The 22146-nt window shown below is 41.5% G+C and carries 14 protein-coding genes; 4 read left to right on the top strand and 10 right to left on the bottom strand.

Annotated elements, in window-relative coordinates:
• Nucleotides 1-2 precede the first annotated feature (2 nt).
• From RYH73_RS07395 to RYH73_RS07440, 10 genes are all read right to left on the bottom strand, one after another.
• Nucleotides 3-1484 (bottom strand): RagB/SusD family nutrient uptake outer membrane protein, encoded by a 1482-nt coding sequence (locus RYH73_RS07395; RefSeq protein WP_335312780.1) that lies wholly within the window; start codon nucleotides 1482-1484, stop codon nucleotides 3-5.
• Nucleotides 1485-1489: 5 nt separating this feature from the next.
• On the bottom strand, nucleotides 1490-4825 hold the full coding sequence (locus RYH73_RS07400; protein WP_335312781.1) for a TonB-dependent receptor: 3336 nt from the start codon (nucleotides 4823-4825) through the stop codon (nucleotides 1490-1492).
• 98 nt (nucleotides 4826-4923) lie between these two features.
• Nucleotides 4924-6108 carry a FecR family protein gene (locus RYH73_RS07405; RefSeq protein ID WP_335312782.1) on the bottom strand — a complete coding sequence of 395 codons (1185 nt, stop codon included), beginning with the start codon at nucleotides 6106-6108 and terminating at the stop codon, nucleotides 4924-4926.
• 76 nt (nucleotides 6109-6184) lie between these two features.
• Nucleotides 6185-6784, bottom strand: a complete 600-nt coding sequence (locus RYH73_RS07410; RefSeq protein WP_335312783.1) for an RNA polymerase sigma-70 factor — start codon at nucleotides 6782-6784, stop codon at nucleotides 6185-6187.
• 131 nt (nucleotides 6785-6915) lie between these two features.
• Nucleotides 6916-9270, bottom strand: a complete 2355-nt coding sequence (locus RYH73_RS07415; RefSeq protein WP_335312784.1) for an ABC transporter permease — start codon at nucleotides 9268-9270, stop codon at nucleotides 6916-6918.
• Nucleotides 9271-9463: 193 nt separating this feature from the next.
• Nucleotides 9464-10855, bottom strand: coding sequence for a sulfatase family protein (locus RYH73_RS07420; protein ID WP_335312785.1), 1392 nt, complete (start codon nucleotides 10853-10855; stop codon nucleotides 9464-9466).
• 174 nt (nucleotides 10856-11029) lie between these two features.
• Entirely contained in the window at nucleotides 11030-12244 is a 1215-nt protein-coding gene (locus RYH73_RS07425) for a sterol desaturase family protein (RefSeq protein ID WP_335312786.1), read from the bottom strand.
• A 1-nt stretch (nucleotide 12245) separates the two neighbouring features.
• Nucleotides 12246-12803, bottom strand: coding sequence for a hypothetical protein (locus RYH73_RS07430; RefSeq protein WP_335312787.1), 558 nt, complete (start codon nucleotides 12801-12803; stop codon nucleotides 12246-12248).
• A complete protein-coding gene (locus tag RYH73_RS07435) occupies nucleotides 12800-13087 on the bottom strand; it encodes a hypothetical protein (RefSeq protein WP_335312788.1) in 288 nt (95 codons plus the stop codon). Before RYH73_RS07435 ends, RYH73_RS07430 begins: the two co-directional genes overlap by 4 nt.
• A 173-nt stretch (nucleotides 13088-13260) precedes the next feature.
• Nucleotides 13261-14484 (bottom strand): mandelate racemase/muconate lactonizing enzyme family protein, encoded by a 1224-nt coding sequence (locus RYH73_RS07440; RefSeq protein WP_335312789.1) that lies wholly within the window; start codon nucleotides 14482-14484, stop codon nucleotides 13261-13263.
• Between the two features lie 442 nt (nucleotides 14485-14926).
• Here RYH73_RS07440 and RYH73_RS07445 point away from each other — a divergent pair, with 442 nt between their 5' ends.
• Genes RYH73_RS07445 through RYH73_RS07460 form a run of 4 tightly spaced genes read left to right on the top strand, consistent with a single transcriptional unit; the run spans nucleotide 14927 to nucleotide 22139 of the window.
• The gene (locus RYH73_RS07445; protein WP_335312790.1) at nucleotides 14927-18004 is read left to right on the top strand and encodes a SusC/RagA family TonB-linked outer membrane protein; all 3078 of its coding nucleotides are present in this window, start codon (nucleotides 14927-14929) and stop codon (nucleotides 18002-18004) included.
• A gap of 11 nt (nucleotides 18005-18015) precedes the next feature.
• Nucleotides 18016-19374 carry a RagB/SusD family nutrient uptake outer membrane protein gene (locus RYH73_RS07450; protein WP_335312791.1) on the top strand — a complete coding sequence of 453 codons (1359 nt, stop codon included), beginning with the start codon at nucleotides 18016-18018 and terminating at the stop codon, nucleotides 19372-19374.
• Between the two features lie 17 nt (nucleotides 19375-19391).
• Nucleotides 19392-20672 (top strand): hypothetical protein, encoded by a 1281-nt coding sequence (locus RYH73_RS07455; RefSeq protein WP_335312792.1) that lies wholly within the window; start codon nucleotides 19392-19394, stop codon nucleotides 20670-20672.
• 3 nt (nucleotides 20673-20675) lie between these two features.
• Nucleotides 20676-22139: a hypothetical protein gene (locus RYH73_RS07460; protein ID WP_335312793.1), complete on the top strand. Its 1464-nt coding sequence runs from the start codon at nucleotides 20676-20678 to the stop codon at nucleotides 22137-22139.
• The last annotated feature ends 7 nt before the right edge of the window (nucleotides 22140-22146 follow it).

The raw sequence follows: 22146 nt of genomic DNA on the forward strand, positions 1-22146 counted from the left end.
ATTTATTTCAAATTTGGATTCGCCTGAATCTCCGAAAGCGGAATCGGCCAAAGCAAATCAGCCTCGCGGAAGGCATTTACATGATTCGGCGCTTTAAAACCTATTAAATCGACGATGCGATCATTTTCTACATCAAATGCCTTTCGCGTACGCAACATATCGAACCAGGTGTGAAATTCAAAGCACAACTCCCAATAACGTTCTTTCAAAACTTCATCTGTTGTAATATGTCCAGGTCTCTGTAATCCCGGAAACGCCCGTAATCGTACGGCATAATACGCATCAATAGCCGCGGCGTCACTTGTTGAACCACCATCGATCATCGTCTTAGCTTCCGCGCAGAGCAATAAGAGATCAGCATAACGCATTAAGGGAAAGTTGGCTCCTGACCGGGAAGTTTCTTCGGCAGCGGCATCCCAAAATTTATAAATAAAGGGATTCAATTTACCCGGCGTATCGCCTACGTAACGTACATTATAGAAAAATTGCTTCTCCTGTTTACGAACATCATGCTCATCAAAAGACTGATAAAAAGCCATCGCAGGCGCCATAGCACCGCCAAAGTTGGGAATGACCGACACCGGTTCCGGTGGTTCTGGATAAGGCACAAAGTTGAAATGAATAATGCTTGTTGCATTACGCTGATCACGCTGATTCATTAAAATATGCTCTCCTTCGTTATTTTTCGCCGGATCGCGTAGGTCTGCATAAGTAGCAAATAAGCTATACGCTCCAACATTGATTAACTCCAAACATTTATCATAGGCCATTTGATAATAAGAAGCACCCATTTGTAAGGGATAGCCTGCCATGGTCATGTACACTTCGGCGAGCAACGCTTTCACGGCCGCGAGGTTTACACGACCGCTTTTATCTGTCCAGGGCAAACCCGCTTGCTCCGCAAACTGCAAATCACTCACAATTTGCGCATAAATATCAGCGATGGGCGTTTTTCCGATCAACATATTATCCAAATTGAGTGTTGGCTCCGTCTTCAACGGAATACTGCCAAACAAGCGCACCGCACGAAAATAATAATATGCCCTCAGAAAATAGACTTCTCCTAGGAAGCGGTTTCTCTTTTCTTCACTCACAACTGCGGTTTCTGCAACATTGGCAATAAAGCTATTGCAGTTTTCAATGGGGATATACGTACTGCTCCACCAATTTTCAAAACGACCATTGGAGTTCTCGATATTCTGTAAAAGCAAGAACTGGTCATCAGCACTGCCTGAGGGCCGTGGTCGACGACTATATCCGGTAATGTACTCCAATGCATACACAGGGCTGGCTGCCACGGTAATTTCTGACGAAAACGGCATGTTCAATCCAGCGTAAGTGCCATTGGCCGCTGCTTGAATTTGGTCTTCTGTCTTATAATATTGATCCGTAGTTAAAAAACTCGCTGGTTCCTCTTCGAGGAATTTGTTACATGAACTAAAAAAAACGAGGACCAAAAGCATTATTTTTGAAATCTTATTCATGGTAATTAAAAGCTAGTTTTTAAAGAAAAAGAGATTGTTCTAGGTTTAGGATATTGGTATACATCAACCCCTTGGTTAAGCGCTGCATCGAAAGAGGTTACCTCCGGATCATAACCGGTATACCCCGTAAAAAGAAGCGCATTTTCAACATTTACACCCAACACCAAGGTGTTTAACTTAATTTTTTGCAGCCAATTCTTATCAAAACGATAAGACAATCCGACATTTCGCACACGCAAAAAAGAACCATCTTCTACATTGTAAGAATCACCCGCTTCATTGTCAAAACCATCAGAATTCACCCTTAATTGCCCAAGCATTGTATTTTGATTCGCTGGTGTCCAGGCATTTAAAATCGTGTTAAAACTATTTACATTAGGCCCTGGATTTACCATGAGCGCCTTTGCCAAACTAATTACATGGTTTCCGTAAACACCTTGTAGATCAATAAAAAGCGAAAAGCCTTTATAACTAATGGTATTCGTCATATTCATTTCCCATTTGGGCATTGCATTCCCCAAATTCACACGATCATCCGCGTCTTTCACCCCATTTCCATTGGTATCCTGATATTTGATATCACCCGGCTTCTTGCCAAATTGTGCTGCCTGCTCCGCTTCGTCGGTTCCCCATACGCCCACGCGCTCATAACCATAAAACTCATTTAGAGGGCCATCCGCGATAATACGGCCGAACCAGGGGTAAATTACATCATTATTGATGTCAATCACCTTGGAACGATTGATAGAAAAATTATAGCCTGTCGTCCAGCTAAAATCTGTTTTTTTCACATTGATCGTGTTAAGTCCAAGCTCCACTCCCTTGTTCTGAATGCTTCCGATATTATCAAAAACATTGGTATAACCCGTTGTCATCGGTAGCTTTCGAAGATAGAGTAAATCGTCATTACGTTTATTGTATACATCTGCCGTTATGAGTACACGACCATTAAACAGACTCATATCCAGACCAACATCTAATTGTTTGGCCTTCTCCCAACGCAAATCGGGGTTTCCCAATGCTGCTAAACTTACAGCAGATTGATAAGCATTGTTAAAAACCGCCTGTCCATTGTTATAACGATTCAAGGTAACATAGTCGCCAATTTCCGCATTTCCAACGATACCATAGCTAGCGCGCAATTTTAAGTCGTCAATACGACTATCCATATTTTTAAAAAACGATTCTTGCGAAATACGCCAAGCGGCCGAAAAAGAAGGAAAGTAGCCATATTTATTATTGGCACCAAAACGTGAGCTTCCGTCAACTCTGAATGAGGCACCCAACAGATAACGGTCGTCAAAATTATAATTTGCTCGAGCAAAATAGGAATTCAATTGATTTTCCGTTTTTCCTGAGCTAGGTATTTGCGGTGTAGTTCCCGTACCCAAGTTATTATATTGAAAAAAATCATCGAAGAACCCCTCGGCTCCAGCATGATCGGTAGAGGTCACATAGTAATACCAACTTGCTCCTGCCACCGCATTTAAGTGATGCCTACTCCAATTATTTGTATAAGAGAAATAATGTTCTGTTGTCCAGGACCCAAAATCCGTATGTCCGCGTTCGGCAACACCTTGCTGGTTTTCGGCTACGTCGAAGACAGTCCTACCGCCATAATAAAGATTATAACTAGAGGACAGTTGCCCGCTTACAGAAGCATTTAAATCCACCTTATCCGAAAGATGAAATGTAGCCATTAAATTACCTAATGACTGCGTTCTTCCTGTGACATTCTTTACCTCATTTAACAGCTTGATGGGATTCTCGGAATTTTCTGCACCCGGGTAATCGCCTTTTCGCGAATAAGTACCGTCCGGATAGGTTATCGGCAAAAAGGGCAAATATTCCAAACTTTGCCGCAAGGCATTTAATCCTAAAGTGTTATTATCTATATTATTACTTTGGTAGCCCCCGGCATTCAAATTAGCTTTGATATTCAACCAGGGTTTCACTTCCCAATCGAGGTTTAAAAAGCCATTTAACTGTTTATAATAGCTATTTAACATGATTCCATCATTGTTCCGATAAGATACATTGGCTAATACTTTTATATTATCTTTTCCTCCTGAAAAAGTTAATGCATGTTGATGTGACACCGCTAAGCGGGTTGCCTCACGTTGCCAGTTCACATTATATTTAGGTGTTCCATCGTCGTTAAATAAGTCTTCTTTACGAGGGAAGAAATTATTAGGGTCCAAATGCGGTGCGATGCGGCCAGGCACATATTCGTACTGGCGCTTAAACATTTCCAGGCTTTCATTGGCGTCCAAAAGATCTAATTCGCGTGCAAGCGAAGCAAAACTTAACGTATTATCAAAGGCAATCTGTGTACTGTTAGGATCTCCGTTTTTTGTTGTAATAACAACCACGCCGTTCGCTCCGCGAGACCCATAAATCGCTGCAGATGAGGCATCCTTTAGTACATCTACGGATTGAATGATATTGGGGTCTATACTTGTTGGATCGGCTCCTACCATGCCATCTATGACATAGAGTGGCGTATTAGAACCATTGATAGATCCGGTTCCTCTTATTTTTATAGCTGGATTCCCTCCAGGTTTACCTGAGTTCAGATTGATATTCACCCCTGCAATTTTACCGGCCATTCCCTGTAGCAAATTTTGGGCGGTAGGTCGTTCCAGTAGTTCCTCCCCTTTTACCGATCCCACCGCGGTGCTTAAATTTCCTTTTCGAGAAGTACCATAGCCCACCACAACAATTTGCTCCAAACTGTTGTTAGCGGCCTCCAACGTAATAACCAAATTTTCCGTTTCGGAGGTGATCACTTCTTTTTCAGCATAACCCACATAGGAAACAACTAATAAAGCCCCCGGTAACGCTTGAAGTGAAAAGGCACCATTTCCGTCAGTTAAAGTTCCCGTTTTTGAACCTTTAACACGTACAGAAGCACCTGCCAAGGCTTGCCCCGCTTCATCCAGCACTTTTCCGCGCAATACAACTTGCTTCTCTTGTTTCGATGGCGACGTTTTAGGCTTTTCGCTGATAAAAACCGTCTTTCCTTTAATCTCATACGTTAAGGAAGAATTAGCCAAGGTTGCCCGGAGTACCTCACTTACAGAGGCATTCCGGATGTTTAGATCCACCCTGCTCATCAGTTCAAGTAATTGGTCATTGTAAAAGAACGTGTAATCCGATTGCTTTTCAATGGCCATAAAAATCTCCGATAACCGGGCCTTTTGCAACTGTATGCTGATACCTTGCGCAGCAAGTACCGAGGAGCTGAACAACAAGCTCGCCAGCAGTAAGCAGGTGAATATTTGTTTTCCTAAATGAAGGCCAATAGCTTTCCTCTTCGCCTTATTTTTAATTGCGATCATATAAGTCTATAATGTTAGGTTTGTTAATTTAAATTTATTCGCTTATTGGTTTTCTGTGCTGACAACCTTCAAGGTCCATTTGTTTCCATATTTTTTTTCTAATACAGGTCTTTTGGTAATTCAATAATTTGCTCTTTATCTTCTATCTGAATAGGAATACCTGAAAGGGCCAGGCCTTTCATAAGTTCAGACAAAGTCAGTTGACGGTCTATTTTACCCGTGTAAGTTTTTGTAGTACTTGAGCTCACCTTTAGATCTACATTATACCACCTCGCGAGCTCACGCAATACCGTTTGCAAATCGGCTCTATTAAACGAAAAATAACCTTTTGTCCAGGCTACACGAGCGCTGGCATCTTTCAACATGTTCACCTTTATAGCTCCCTGTGCGCCTAAACTTGCCTCTTCCCCAGGTCGTAATAAAACACTTTCCGATCTTGTGCCCACTTTCGTAATCGCAACACTTCCGGTTAACAGGGTTGTTTTCAGTTCCGGTTCATCCGAATAGGCGCGTACATTAAAATGAGTTCCCAGCACCTGGATGCGTTGGCCGTTACAATGCACGATAAAAGGTTTGTCGACATTTCGTGCTACCTCGAAATAAGCTTCGCCGGTCACCGTTACTTCCCTTAGGCTATCATCGAAACGCGTTGGATAATGCAAAGAAGACGCTGCGTTGAGCCATACCTTCGTTCCATCAGCGAGCACCAAACGGTATTGCCCTCCTTTCGGTACACGCATGGTATGAAATACTCCTTCCTTGCTTGACGATTCATTGGTATAATAATTTAACTGTCCCTGTTGTTCCTTCACAAAACTACTATTGCGATCGTTGAATTTACCGTTAGCTATATTCTCTACCTCAATCGTACGACCATCAGCAAGCGTGATAGAGGCCTTTTCATATCCTGGTAGAACGTCTCGCTTCACCACTATCTTTTGTTTCTCCGATAGGTTGTTTACAGGTTGCATCAAGTAGAAATAGACAAAAAGTCCTAGTCCACAAGTTAGCAGCATAGCGGCAGCATACCGAAGCACCGCATGCCATTTCCTATTCGCCTTCAGAATTGTACGTTGTTTGATCTGCTTCAATAGGTGAGCGGTTTGAGCAGTATCAAAGAAACTTTCGTTTTGCTCATAATCCAAGAAGGCCTTTTCCAATAAAGCCTCCACCGGCTCTTGCAACTCCTCCTTTTGGAGTAAAGCAAATAGCTCAAGCTCTTCCTGCGGAGAAGCCTGTTTATTGAAGTACTTTTCGAATAAAATCCGCAACTTGCTGTCCATTATAATCAATTAGCCAAAGGGGCTGTTTAGCTTAAAGACACAGTCAAAAAGAAAAAGGGGTAATCAGAAGATTATTTTACCGTAAAAAACGGCTCAGCAATATGACTAAGAGCGGCAGGTCAATCCGCGCTTCCGCAAAATAATTACGTAAGAACTTTAGTGCCAGCTTCATGTGTTTCTTCACCGTTTCGGGCGAAAGCTCTAATAAACGAGCGATTTCCTCTTGCTTTAGGCGTTCTATTTTACTCAATTTAAACACCTTTTGCTGTTGAGGCGGCAGTTTCTGAATTGCCTCTTCCAGAAGGGCTTTATAACGATCAATAGGATCTTCAAACGCTTCAGCAGGCTGATATTGAATAAAACCCGCTTGCCAAGTCTCATTTCGAAGTTTTTCACTGGCAATTTTACGCAGGGCATTCAACATTCTATTCTTTGTAAGAATAAAGATGTACCCTTTAAAAGAGGAAATTTCACCTAAGGATTCACGTCGAAGCCATACCTCAATGAAAGCTTCTTGAACCACCTCCTCTGCTAATGTACGTGAGGAAGTAAGCTGATAAATAAAAGCTCCCAGCTTATCATAATAAGCATAGAATAACTGTTCGAAGGCTTTTTCATCACCATTCGCTACCCTAATCAATAGGTCAGCTTCGTTGTTAGAAGAAAATGATACCACTTAAGTAGGCTTATACAGTGCTAATGTAGAAATAAAAAACGATTTAGCAATAATATAATATAATGTATTTGGTAATGAATGTTACTATTCACCGGATTGGACTTGTAATGATTTCGCGTCTTACGGATTTCCTACTCGTCACGAAGCGATTTCACCGGGTTTACCAAAGCAGCCCGTATTGCTTGCCAACTAAGTGTAAGCAAGGCAACTACCATAATAACCAATCCAGCAATAACAAATATCCACCACGCTATATCCACCCGATAAGCAAAATTAGTTAACCATTTGCTCATCGCCCACCAAGCGATCGGTGAAGCAATCAGGATGGATAGGCCGATCAATTTAAGAAAACTACCGGATAAAAGACTCACAATGTTAGTAATTGAGGCTCCCAGTACTTTACGAATACCGATTTCTTTCACCCTATGCGCAGTCATCAATGTGACCAAGGCATATAAGCCAAGGCACGAAATAAAAATAGCCAACATGGCGAAATAATTAAAAAGCTGTGTGGTTACCTTCTCCTTTTTATATTGCGCAGCATAGGCCTCATCCAAAAAAGTATAGTCGAAAATTCTGTTCGGAAAAAAGTTTGCCCAAACGGCCTTCACCTTCGGTAAATCATAAGGCGTAACTCGAAAAGAAACTGTAGTGGCCGGGAAGGTGTTATAAATCATCACCAATGGCTCAACCAAGTTGTGCATCGATTGATAATAGAAGTTTCGCACAACCCCGACAACTTTTCCTTTATGTCCAAATCCTTCCAGAGGTTGTCCGAGAGCCTCTTTCCATCCCATATTCTTTACAAAACTTTCGTTTACTAAAAATGCCTGCTCTTTATCCGTATGTAAACTATCCGATAAATTTCTTCCTGCAACAAAGTGAAGTTTTAATAGCGGTGCAAAATCCGGATCGATCAAATAATAATTCGAGACAAATTCTCTTTGCTGATTGTTGCTTTTGCCAAAAGTTGTTGCCATCGTAAGATCATCGGCTTGCAAACCACTACCCATGGTTGCTTTCGCTACTTCGGGAAGTTGCCGTAAAGCTTCATAGAATGCTTTAACCTGTCTTTGCTCGATCGAATCGATCGGAACACGCACACTGACGATACGGTCCAGGCTAAAACCAAGATCTGTGTTCGTTACATATTTTACTTGCTTATAAACGACCAAGGTGCTGATGATCATTGCTGTTGCAGCTGCAAACTGAAGTATAAGGATTCCGTTGCGGAAGTTTAAACCCGTTACATTTAACTTCCAGCGCCCTTTCAACATCCCTAACGGCCGATAACGTGTTAACGTAAGCGAAGGGTAAATTGCCGATAACAACACCGTTAGTAGAAATACAGCAACCAAAAACAAAGCGTATTCTTTCCAGGCAAAGAATATGGCGGTGCTCAATAGGCGATTGAAAGAAGGAATCAGTAACAAGACGATTCCGATAGCTGCTGCCCAGGCCAGACCAATCAGAAAAAAGGATTCGATTAGAAATTGTCCGATCAACTGAATGGGTCTTGCTCCAACTACTTTGCGGACCCCCACTTCTTTCTCCCTTTCCATCGCCTTTGCGGTGGATAAATTAATATAGTTGAGCAACGCAATAAAAAGTATAAAAATGGCTAACAATGAAAAGATGTAGTTGAATTGTTTACTCCCTTTTAGGGTGTCCATTAACTTACCCTGACTGAAATGCACGTCAGCAAGTGGCTCGGTTAGGAAACGAACTTGGTAGTCCTTCGCTCCTACGCTGTTCAGTTCCGGTTGTACATACTGTGCCGCTATTCGTTGTAATTTAGATTCAAAATGCTTCCGATCTGCATTTCCCTTTAAGCGTACAAAGGTATAAACGGGGAAATCGAGATCGGTCCATGTCGTTCGTGCTGAAAAGTCGGTCGAAAGTAATCCCTCTATGTGGAGATCCGTATTCGCGGGTAAATCAGCGACTACCCCTGTGATACGATAAGGCTTTGCATTACATAACAAGGTGCTCCCAAGCGCCAATTCAGGCTTTTCAAAATATTTTCGTGCTACACTTTCCGTCAGCACCAGCGTATTCGGAGCAGTCAACGCATGATGCGCCGAACCAATAACAAATGAAAAAGTAAATACAGAAAACACCGATTGATCAGCCTCGAAAAATCCTTTTTCCCGAATTAAATCATTCTTATAAGGTACAACCGCAGGTGATGACTCCAGGCGAACCGCTGCTTCTACCTCCGGGTACTCACGTACTAAAATATCGGCTAAAGGGTACGAGCTGGTTGCAAAGGTAAGACTGGATTCCGGTGTCTGTAAGCTAGTTGTAATCCGAGTGATGTGATCAAAATGCGCATGATTATGATCGTAGGTCAATTCGTAACGTACAAAGAGGAAAATCAACAAGCAGGTACTTATACCGATCGCAAGGCCGGCCACATTGATCAAGGTATACAATCTATGTTTCCATAAATTACGCCAAGCAATTTTAATATAAATTCTTAACATGCAGATAGCAGTTATACATCATTTACCGATCTGACGCAATAAATTTGCCAACTCAAAAAAGACAGTCAGATCACGATAACGCACCATTTATTTTCCTCGAAACTGTTCGGATATGTACAATGCTGTTCGAATGCGAACAGTTTCATCCGTCTTGGCGTAGCCATTGATTCCACATTTTGCACCATGAAAGCATCTATTTTTCAGGCTTGTTCGTTGGTACGTCCATCGCTGTACCTCGATCTCCCTGCGCAAGCATCCACTTATCCAATTCTTTTGCATATTGATCAAGCAAAGCACGGTATGCCGGTTTTTCCGCTAAATTTTCCAACTCATAGGGATCCTTTTGAAGGTCATATAACTCGACTGGGGGACGATGAGCTATTCGTTCTATCCGCTGTGCTGCTTGTTTATCGGTTGCAGCTTTGGCCACCCAGGTTGTCCAAGCTAAGTTAGCGTTGTCGGTATTCATCATATATTTAATATAATAAGTTGAATCAGGTGTCAAATTACGGATGTATTTATAATGAAGGTCCCGAATGCTCCTGATCGGATAAGCAGGACCTTCCGGAATATTATTGTGAATACCATAGGCAAAATCGCGATGCTTTGCCTCTTTATTTAATAATACGTCTTTAAAGCTGAATCCATCCAAAGCAGCTATAGGCTTCCCCCCCGCGATATCGAGCAAGGTTGGTGTAATATCTTCATACTGAACAATTGCATCTGTTTCCGTACGTGCTTTAATCTTACCTGGCCATTTAACAATCATGGAACTTTTCTGTCCATTATCGAAAAGCGTCCATTTCCCCCCAGGAAACTGAGGTCCCTGCTCACCTAAAAAGATAACAATTGTGTTGTCTTCCTTACCCGATTCCTTCAATACGTTCACCAGGTCTCCGACCTGATTATCCAAGCGGCGCACTTCCGCTAAATAACGGCAAAATTGTTTACGCGTTAAATCCGTATCCACCCAATGAGGCGGCAGTTTTAATTTCGAAGGGTCGAATTCCGCCGGGTCTCCCACAGTCCATGGTGCATGGGGATTGATACTCATCACAAAAAGACAAAACGGATCTTTCTGTTGTATATAATTTTTTACGCTGTCTAAACTATATTCGTCTGTCGCCGATACACAATTGGCTTCGAAACCACCAACCCGGTCAAATGGAAATACAGCCACGGGCTTTGTTACGTGGTCCTTTCCGGCAAGTCCAACACGATACCCTACGGCATTCAAATAATGGACAATACTCTTTAATTGCGGGTATACAGGCTTGTGATTCCGATAGGCTCCATGTTTTGCAGGGTATAAACCTGTAAAAAGCGAAGCTCTTGTAGGTACACACATCGCTTCAGAAGCGATAATGGAATTAAATTTCAGCCCCTCCGAAGCCAATTGATCAATATGTTTTGTATCTATATTTTGTCCACCATAACAACTCAATTGCCTCGAGTCAAGATCATCTGCCATTACAATGATTATATTTGGCCTTTGATCTTCAGATTTCACCGATTGATCAGCAAAGGACTTTGCCTGCCACGTAAAGGAAAGAACAAAGAGCAGAAATAACGGATGTTTCTTCATAATTTATCTGAGTATATTGGAATTGGTTATAATTATCCAATCCAAAGTTAACAAACAATCAAGCGCGTGCATGATCAAACTTTAGCTTTTTTGTCTCAATATCTTCAAGCTATCTCTTTACAGGGTCCGGTTATTTGTTAGTTCGCTCTTTCTTCCACCCCGTCCATAACGGCCCTAAAACAAGGACATCTTCATTTCCCGCATAACAAAATGCTTATAAAAGAGAAAAATGGTAAACAAGCCGGCAAAAGCCGAACATATAGATATCCACCATGACCCTATCAGCATATAAAGCAGCCAGGGCATCAGCAAACCAAATCGAAGTCCTTCTAAAACCAAAACGTAATTTCTACCATCTAATAAAGCGCCGCAAACCACCAAGGTAACCAGCACAAAAGCCAACGAAAGCAGGTACACCACAAAGGACAAGTCGCTATAAAAGAACATGACCATCATTAAAACCAACACACAGCCAACCATCTGCATATTGATGTACTTTCTTATCATGAGGTTGGTAGCAGAAGACACCTTCATAACTTTAAATTTCCGCTCAAGTAAGCGACGTATAGCAGGATTCATTTCATTCGGTCCTCCAAAGGCGGCACGCCATTTATCCTTCCAATTTTTAGCCCGCTGAAAGGCGACAGCAATTTCTAAATAATAATGAAAATGTTGCCATAAAAAACTATTCGTTTCAAGGCCATGTACAATGCCGTAGTGAGGTTCTTCCTCTTCTGCCATGAAGGTACCAAATAGCTTGTCCCAGAACACAAAAATATCCCCAAAATTCTTATCCAAATATTTTTCATCAGAAGCGTGATGCACACGATGGAGTGAAGGTGTAATAAAAACATATTCTAACAGGCCTAGTTTTCCGACTAAACGGGTGTGGGTAAAAAAAGAATAAACACCATGAAACATAAGAACAGGAATCACCATTTTGGGTTGAAATCCAATAAGCGGGAGAACAGACCAAAAAGCAGAACGTATAAATGCCTGAAAAACGGTAATTCTGACGGCTGATGTGTAATTAAATTCTTCACTATGGTGATGCACAATATGCGCAGCCCATAAAATATTGATTTTGTGTCCTAGGCGATGATACCAGTACCAAACCAAATCGGTTGCCAGCAACAACAGCGCCCAAATATACCACGCATCTCCTATTTCAAAAAAATGCCAATGCTCGTAAAGGAAATAATAAGTAGCATAAAAAATTGTTGAACAAAAGATATCAAAAAACCGATCGGCAATGCCTATCGATAAGTTAACCACTGTACTTTCATACCTGAACACAGTCATCAGTTTACGTTTTTTGGCCAATATGTATTCTAAATAGATAATCAGTAGCATGAAAGGAATACCGAGGGCCAGGTAATTAATATGCATGCTATATATTAATTGAGAGTTTATGCGTTTGGTATGAAAACACTGGTTTTTTTCGTCGTCTCACGATCCCCACCTTTAAAAAATCTTCATGATGATCACGAATCATTTGCGCAATAAAGGAATACATCACGGGTGCATCTAAAAGTAATTCCGTATGAATTTGTTTAAAGGCATAGCGCGTAAGACCGTTCTTTCCAAGTGGATCAACCATTAACAGGTATTGTATAGAATCAACTAATTCCTCCAGTTTAACCAATTTAAAATAATGAGCCGCTTTTTTTAAACTACGCCAGTGCATGCACTCGTGCAGACGGAGGCTATATGAATAAAAATCAACTAAGGATAAATGTGCTTGCTCATAAAGGTGTAATACAATAAAGAAAGCACGTTGAGCAGGTGTCAGTTTTTCGGACGACGGCAAAGATTGCTGCGTATAAGGGTTTGGCTTCATTAAGTTCACGATATTACAGCCATACCCTTCATAAACACGCCGTATTAAATCGCTGTCCGATAATTGGCTTAACTCATACGAACTTATTTTGGTTCTGCTATTCATCATATATTTTGTAAGCCGATAACCAACACTTCTAAAACCAGAAATTTATAGGGAACAGAAAAATCGAGCAGACTAATAATCTCCCCCTCTTTTGCATAAGCAATCGATCTTGCTAAGGAAGAATTTTCGACAACAGACTGATAACCTTTAGGAGCGCGTTTGCGGGACGAAAGTGCTAAATGTAATTTCAACCCGCCTTGCAAGGCTCGTAATTTCACCAATATACCCTGTTCCATCATCCCCATCTCATTAGAACTCTTTTTCTGATGCTTATTATTTGTTTTCATGAGCGATCAATTTTTTAGGAGCGTATACAAAAAACCATAAAGTCTACTAATTTAGTATACTTTTTTAATATATTTAAATCAAGCTTTATTTATTTAGATAAAAAACTGTGTATGAACGGCATAAATTACAAAAAAGAATAATATTCTGCAAGCGTTAATTCGCCGATCTTCTTTTAAACCAAGTGCTTTTTCAATTCGCCTCTATTCAGTTCGACACCAATTCCAGGGTTATTTGAAACGATTAGAAAACCATCTTTAAAACCTTCGACCGGCCTGATCAAATGGCTGCTCCAACCGACCTCTCCATATGCATACTCCAGCATTTGAAAGCTCGGCATAGTTGCACAAACAGCCAAAGAAGCAGCTGTTGCAATGGGTCCGCTCGGATTATGAGGAGCTACACGAATGCCAAGCGCAGCGGCCATCGAAGCGATTTGATATAGGCTGGTTATTCCGCCGCAATGTTTTACGTCGGGCATCACTGTGTCCAAACTTTGCCACTTAAAGATTTCTGCAAAACCTGTTAAGCCAAAAATCGATTCACCACCAGCTAGATAGGGTGTCGCCTCTGTCTTCAATGAGGCCATTTCCTCAACTGATTTAAGTGGATCAAAGGGTTCTTCTAACCAAAAGAGATCGAATCTTTTCACACGTTCCAACAATGTTTTGGTTAATCGAAAATTTAAATGGCTATGAACATCAATTAACAGTTTACGTTCTGGTCCGATGATCTTCCTTACCGCATGAATGCAGTTTAATGCATAGACTATTGACGTCTCAATTTCACGCTCATTGGCATCTGCAAGCGATTTCATTTCATCGAAGGGCGCCAATTTAACCGCATTGAACCCTGCTGCTACTGCCTGTTCGGCATTGTCGATAAAGGAACGGACAGAGCGCCGCCCATTGGAATCACGCTCATTAGATGCCCGATTAATATTTGCATATACTTCTACTTTTTCGTACAGTTTCCCACCCAATAGGCTATAAACCGGTAAGTTGGTTGCTTTTCCACAGATATCCCATAAACATTGATCGAAGGCGGAAAAGACTGTTTGATAGATTTTATCCCATTGCGGGTGAATAACTCGTCGAAATTTATTGATATCGAAAATCGATTGTCCCTTCAATACGGCGAACAATTCCGCAACAGCTTTTTCTACCCGCCTCTTTCCTTGCCTGTCATGTACCGGATGTGCATGGGAACATTCACCCAAACCGGTCAAGCCTTTATTGGTGCCAAGTTCTATGACGTACCAATTGCCTCGTTCATTAACACCTATATTGTACAACTTGATATCCTGCACATAAATTTCTTGGTTTGCTCCTCCCCAAAATTTGCATGCAGGAAAAAGGGTAGAGAGTGTACTATTACGGATAAATTCTCTTCGTCTCATAGCCAATTTCGGTCCTCAGGATAATGACTTACAAAAAACATATTTAGTCTATAAAATTAGTATACTTTATCTATATTTGAAAACGATTCCTAACACAAAATATGAATAATCGTTATGCAAAATACAAATGCCCCTTAACCGGTTCCTGTTTACGAAAATAAATTTAATAAAAAAGCCACCCCGTGTAAATCAATTTTGCGCTTCGATTAACAGGGTGACCCGATCAACTTTATCAAATTAATCATTCAAATATAATGAATTTATATTCTCTACCCTATCATCACACTTTTACCAGTGACAAAATCCATTTTTATAGGTCAGAACGAGCGAAATCACCCTTATTAACGCATCGAATGCGACGGACTGTATAATCCTGATAAAAACACTTATTCATTGAAATCAAGCAAGCGAAAGCCGCTGTTTTCGCTTGCTTTAACACGATATGTCTATATTTATGGAATTTTCAACTATTTATTCAACCAGATCAACTTATTGCTTCACCTATCTTCTTTATTTATTGTTCACGACATTTCCGATAAATACGGTAAATGCCCAGCAACGAATGATTAAGGGTAGAATCACCAACCCGGCAGGGGAAGTCTTAGAAGGGGTTACTGTGATCCAAAAACCGGAAAACCATACAACAAAAAGCGATTCAAAGGGCCTCTTTTCCATCGCTGGCGGTGGATCAGCTATTTTAAGATTTACATTAGTTGGCTTTCGCGATCAAGAGGTCAAACTCCATGACAAAACAGATCTTCACATCATACTTGAACCAGTAGATGCGAAGCTTGATGAAGTTATTATTACCGGTTATCGCCAACAAAAGAAGAGCACTTATACCGGTGCCAGTACGACGGTAGCGGCTACCGAACTGACCAACCAACAAGGTGCCGCCTTTAATGATCGGCTTCAGGGACTAGCACCTGGCTTACAAATTGCTTCCAATTCGGGTATCGCCGGTGGAAGCACCTTTGTCCGACTTCGCGGTACGACGTCTGTCAATGCGGGTAATGATCCGCTTTATATCATCGATAACGTTTTTATTAACAGTGAATCATTACAGGGTGTGCGCACCGGTGGGCAAAGCACGAATCCCTTAGCCGATATCAATCCGGCTGATATCGAGTCCATTGAAGTATTGAAAGATGCGAATGCAACGGCAATTTATGGATCCAGAGGTGCTAATGGTGTTATCATCATCACGACAAAAAGAGGTTCAAAAGACGGTCCAACAAGAATAAACCTAAATTCACAATACGGTTTTGCCCATTATGATAAGCTTTGGGATTTGAGCACAGGCCCACAACATGCGGAAATCTTAAATGAAGCTTATCTTAATGATGGTGGTTCTTACGAATTACGTCCCTACCGACCTGTCAGTGAAGTAGTAAATGGTGTTGCAGGCCTGGGAAACCCCGAAGATCAGGGAACTTATGATCGGCTGGGTATTCTGTTCAGAACAGCGCAGCAACAAACACATAACTTGTCGATCAGCGGGGGAAATAATAAAACCGCTTTTTATATCGGTGGTGAATTTTCCGATCAACCTTCCATTATACGATTACAGGATTTTCGTCGACATAGTTATCGTACTAACCTAGATCACAAAATCAATGAGAGGCTTGCCGTAGGTATCAGCGCATCTTATGCCCAAACCAAACGACAGTTAGTAAGAACCGGCGACACCGGGGGAATTCTAAATACCGGCATACACACACCTACCCTAACACCTATATTCAAAGAAGATGGAAGCTATAATAATGCGGAACGATTCAACAATCCTTATATCTTATTAGAAAACAGCAACAACCATGCTTATGGCAAACGTTTTATCGGTAATTTCTTTGCAAAATGGGAGATTATCCCGGGCCTTTCCTTCAAAACGTCCTGGAGCTTAGATAACAATGACTATCGTGAGTCGATATATTACAATGCAAATCTGAATGAAGGTAAAGCAAGTAACGGCAGTGCAACCGAAGGTCTTACCAACGATAAAACATGGATTGCAGAACAGTTACTTAATTATAATAAGGATTTCGGCGAAAATCACCTAGCAGTCTTTTTAGGAAACACTATTCAACGTAACGACTTTCAGCGTCAATTGCTCACAGGCACCAATTTTCCAAGCATTGAATTCAAAACGATTGCATCGGCTGCTATCACAACAGCCTATGACACAGGCATTATTTCTTCAGGCTTACTATCTTATTTTGGCGGGGCAAATTATAGCTATAAAAATCGCTACAATATAGATGTGAACTTGCGGGCAGACGCTTCTTCACGCTTCGGTAAACAAAACCGATGGGGCTATTTTCCTTCAGCAGGTTTCTCTTGGCGCGTCGCTGAAGAGCGTTTTATTCGGGAAAACCTATCATTCTTAAATGAATTAACGCTAAAAACCAGTATTGGGTGGACAGGTAACCAAAATATCAATGATTTTGCATCACTCACCCTATGGAATGGAGGCAACAATTACCTGGATTTACCGGGAATTGCCCCCTCTCAATTAGGAAATGATCGATTAAAGTGGGAAACCACGCGTCAACTTAATATTGGCCTGGAGTCTTCTTTCCTACAAAACCTATTCAGTGTAGAATTTAATTACTACAGCAAATATACCACCGATTTATTGCTAAGTGTACCAGCTCCTGCTAAAACGGGTTTCAGCTCGACATTACAAAATCTCGGCGAAATGAGCAATAAAGGAATAGAGTTTCAGTTAACTGCCAGACCTATAAAGGGTGATGTATTCCGATGGACAAGCTCATTCAATATTTCGCATAATAAAAATCTCATCGAAAAGCTTCCCGCTTCTTTCACGCAGTATAATCGCGACTGGGTTCGCCTTCAGCAGGGTTATCCTATGTATTCATTCTGGCTCTATAAACAACTATATGTAGATCCGCAAACTGGAAACGCTGTGTATGAGGACGTCAACAAAGACGGTAAAATTACCGCTGACGACCGCCATATTGTTGGGAATGCATGGCCTAACTATTACGGTGGTTTCCGGAATGAGTTCAGTTATAAAAACATTGATTTAAATTTTCTGATCTACTTTTCCCAGGGTAATAAGGTGTTTAACATGAATCGCTATTTTCAGGAACATGCCGGTTCGAGAGGAACTTCCTGGTCGCTTCAAGAAAGCATGATGCGTCGTTGGCAACAACCAGGTGATATCACGGATATACCGAGGGTAACGAACCAGCCTAATCCGGATGGCAGTTATAATCACAATTTTGAAAGTAGTCGTTTTCTGGAAGATGGCTCCTTCATACGTTTGCGTAATGTTACGGTCGGTTATACTTTCGACAAAAAGCTGACAGAACGGATCGGTATTCAAACATTGCGCATTTATACCAATGCAACCAATTTATTTACAATTACCAATTACTCGGGTGCGGATCCGGAAGTAAACGTTGCACAAGACTTTGCGAATCAAACGGTGCAAGGCCTGGACTTCTCCATTCCGCCACATGCGCGTACAATTGAATTTGGCATTAATGCAACCTTTTAATGATTTTAGCTATGAATCTATTCCTTTATAAAAGAACAAAAACTTTCCTATTTGCCTTGAGTATAACGTTGCTTTTTACACATTGTGAAAAGGACCTGCTCGACTTCAACCCCACCGAGTCCATTTCAGATGAATTTGCGATCGTAGATGGTAAAAGTGCCGAAACAGCACTCTTAGGCGTTTACAATAAGTTACAGAGCTCATCATACTATGGGGGAGATGGTTATCAGGCGGCTGCTTATTTATCTGGCGGTGATCTGCTGTGGGTAGGCACCCTAAACTATTATGCCACCTTTATCAATCATACCTATCGCGCAGATAATCGAGTCATTACAGATGCTTGGTATGCAATTTTCCGGGCGGTGAACGGGGCAAATCACATCATCGCCAAGGTTCCTAGCTTGAGCACCGGCATTACGGAACAGCAAAAGAAACAATTGGTTGGCGAAGCCTATTTTCTTCGAGCACTCGCTTATTTTGATTTAGCGCGCGCCTGGGGCAATGTTCCCATCGTATTACAGCCAACCAATACAGTAAACGATGCCAACGGCATCAGGCAAAGCACACAAGGCCTTGTTTATGATCAGGTACTTGCTGATCTAAATGCCGCAGAAGCGTTACTCGACGAAAGCATTAACCGAAACCGCGCAACTAAAAATACCGTGTATGCCTTAAAGGCCCGTCTTCATCTTTATCGTAAGCAATGGCAAGAAGCGGAAGATTTTGCATCACGCATTATTAATCAATCCAATCAATACAACTTAATTGACTGGCAAACCTTTATTAATACAAAAAACAGTAACGAATCTATTTTTGAACTAGCCTTTAGCACGCTCAACACAAGTGCTCATTTCGGCTCCTGGTCTAGCATAAGCTATCGCAATCAATTCGCTCCTAACCGAGCTTTGTATGAATTAACCCAGTCAGCTCAAACAGGCGGAGAGCGAAAGCTTTTAATTAGTGACAATTCCTCGACAGCCATTCCGAATTATTTCGTGCAGCATCTCTATTGGCGTACTACAAATGATAATCCTACTTACATTTTACGCGTAGCTGAACAGTATCTTATCCGCGCGGAAGCACGGGCACAACTCAATAAGCTCAACGATGCCATAGCAGATCTAAATGCGGTTAGGACGCGTGCGAAAACTGCGCTATTTCAGAGCAACAGCCAGGAAGCCATTTTGCGCGCCATTGAAGACGAGCGTCGTGTTGAATTTGCGCTCGAACCGCATCGTTGGTTCGATTTGATCCGTACAGAAAGAGCTTCCACATTGGCTGGCGCCACAGACCACAGCAAATGGATTTTCCCTATTCCGTATAACGATATCGCAGCCGATCCCGATCTGGTTCAGAACCCAGGTTATTGACACCTAACAAAATGGTTATGATGAACTTAAAAAAGACAGCAAATATCCCGGCTTTGATGAGCATTCCTTTTCTAGCGGCTTGTCTGCCCTTAAATTTTGCATTTGAAAAGTTGCGTTGGATTCATAAGAACCCGCAAGTGCTCTTCGACCTGCTCACTTCTTATCCAACATGGCTATCTGCTCCGTTGTCGGATGTGCGCACCTGCCTAATTTTTTTCTTGGTTTGCCTCTTATTCTATCTCTTATGGAAAATGGTTCCGAGTCAGGCAATCGGCAACAAATTATTATATGCGGCCCGTGCGATTGTACGTTACCGGCTAGCAGCTGCTTTATTAGCTATGGGAATTATCAAATTAATCCCTCTTCAACTACCTGCTCCTACGCTAAGTGATCTGCACACCAATTATGGAGACTTCTTACCTTGGAAGATATATTATCTCACTAATAGCGCCGCTAAGGCTCACCATCAATCTTATTTAGGATTAATCGAAATTTTGGCAGCCATTGCATTGCTATTCAGAAAGACAGCAAGCATCGGTGCCGGCTTAGCACTCGCTTTTCTTACCAATGTCATTTTAGTGAATATAGCCTATCAACTTCATGATATCGTTTTTGCAGTTTATCTTTTTTGTTTAGCCTTTTTTGTTATCCGTATTGACCTGGCCCGAATCTTCCATTTATTTTTCGGGAAGGGCATTGTCCATGCAAATCGTTATCGACCAATCTGGCATGATCGAAGGTTGTACAACCTTCGATTTACCCTGAAAGTCGGCTTTGTAATCCTGATCGCTTTCTTCTTATTTCAAATATACCAGGCTAAGCAGCAGAATCCTTTCCCCTTCAAAGCCGATCCAGGTTTGAAAGGTATCAAAGGATTTTATCAAGTAGAGAGCTTTACGCTTAATAATACTGCTTTAGATGCTGCAAACGAAAAGCGATGGCGAAATGTCGTATTTGAAGCATGGAACACCATGAGCATACAACAAAACCTTCCCCAACAGGTGCACGTAATGCCGCCTAAAACAATTCCACTTTTCGACGATAGTCGATATTACGAATACGCAGGCTCAGGAGGACGCACCTTCTACACCTATCGTGCCGATACTATTAACAGACAACTTCAATTACGCTTAATGGGTGGCAAGCAAAACCTCATTTTGCATTACAAAGGTCCGACAAAAGACACCTTGTATCTATCCGGCAGTGATGAGCATAGGAATATCATGAAGGTCAAATTAGTTAAAAAAAACAAAAGATACCTGATTCAAGAAGGTAGACGCAAACCTATTAAAATATAAACGATGCAAGCTATTGAAACTGAACAAAAAGCGCAGCCTTATCACCTAAAAGAACAGCTCTTACAGCCTGTTGCATGGTCCCGATGGCAACAATGGCTCATTCGAGTTTCTACCATCTTCTTTTTGTTATTGCTCATTCCATTGGATCGCAAGTGGTATGAAAGGCTTTTCGAAGCCACTTATTTTTATGAAATATTATCTCCTTTCACAGGTTATCGACCTGATTTCTTTGAAGTTCATTCAGAAAGTGGGCGCTGGGGCTTTCTTAGCTATAGCACCTGGTTTGTAGCCTTAGCCATCGCCCTGACAGGAGCCTCAATTTGGACCATCTTGCAACGAAAAAGCGCTCTTTCTTATGACAAATGGTATTACTGGTTACGTGTATTGGTGCGCTATCGAATCGCTATCGGCATCATTGATTTTGGTTATCTCAAACTTTTTCCCATGCAAATGCCTTATCCTTCGATAGCGAATTTGAACACGGATTTTGGCGATTATACGCTATATAAACTCTACTGGCAATCTGTTGGTATTGTCACCTGGTATGAAATCGTGCTCGGTGTCGTAGAAGTATTCGGTGGATTTCTGTTATTCTTCCGTCAAACGGCATCCTTAGGTGCGGTGATCAATATAGGTGTTCTGTTCAACATTGCTTTCGCGAACCATGCCTATGACGGAGGAGTACATGTCTACAGCGCCTTTTTTGTATTACTTTCACTTTTTGTGCTCACATACGATTTCCCATCGATTTATAAACTACTTATTAAAGAACAGGATGTGCAACTCCGCCTTTATCATCCCCGCAACGATCCATCCTTTCGCACCAGCTGGTGGCTAACAAGTAAAATATTTTTTATTTTTCTTTTCGTGCTTTTATTGGGTTATTATCGTTACGACCGTCATTACAACCAACGACGTTTAAAAGATCCGATAGAGCAAGGCCTAAACGGTGTAACCGGTTTTTACCAGGTTGACCGTTTCAAATTCAATGGAAAAGAATTAACGCTTAATACACCTCATTTAGGCGTTTGGCAAGCGGCCACCTTTGAACGATGGTCAACCCTTGGTATAAAGACAGGCGATCCACAACCAATACCTTTAGAAAATGGTACGCCACAACCTAAGGACCTTGACCGAAGCTATGAATTGGCTGGTGTGGCCGGCGGATGGAAGTACTATTATTACCAGGTAGACACGACGAATAAAGAGCTAAAACTATGGAATAAGGCCATCCACAGTCTCGCAAAGAAGAAGAACGAAAACAAAGAACTGCTGCAAAAACCCTTAGTTTGGAAGTATTCATTCCTTCATCCCAATCGGATCAGGCTGCATGGCCTGGATGAAGAGGGCAATGAAATTGATGTAAACCTCGTTCAAGTCGAGCGAAGTTACCCACTCATAAAGGGCCTTAAACAAAAAACAGATTTTACTATACAACGATACAAATCCTTATCCATTCATCCTTAAATCCACA

Source organism: Olivibacter sp. CPCC 100613, assembly GCF_036959255.1.
GTDB lineage: Bacteria > Bacteroidota > Bacteroidia > Sphingobacteriales > Sphingobacteriaceae > Olivibacter.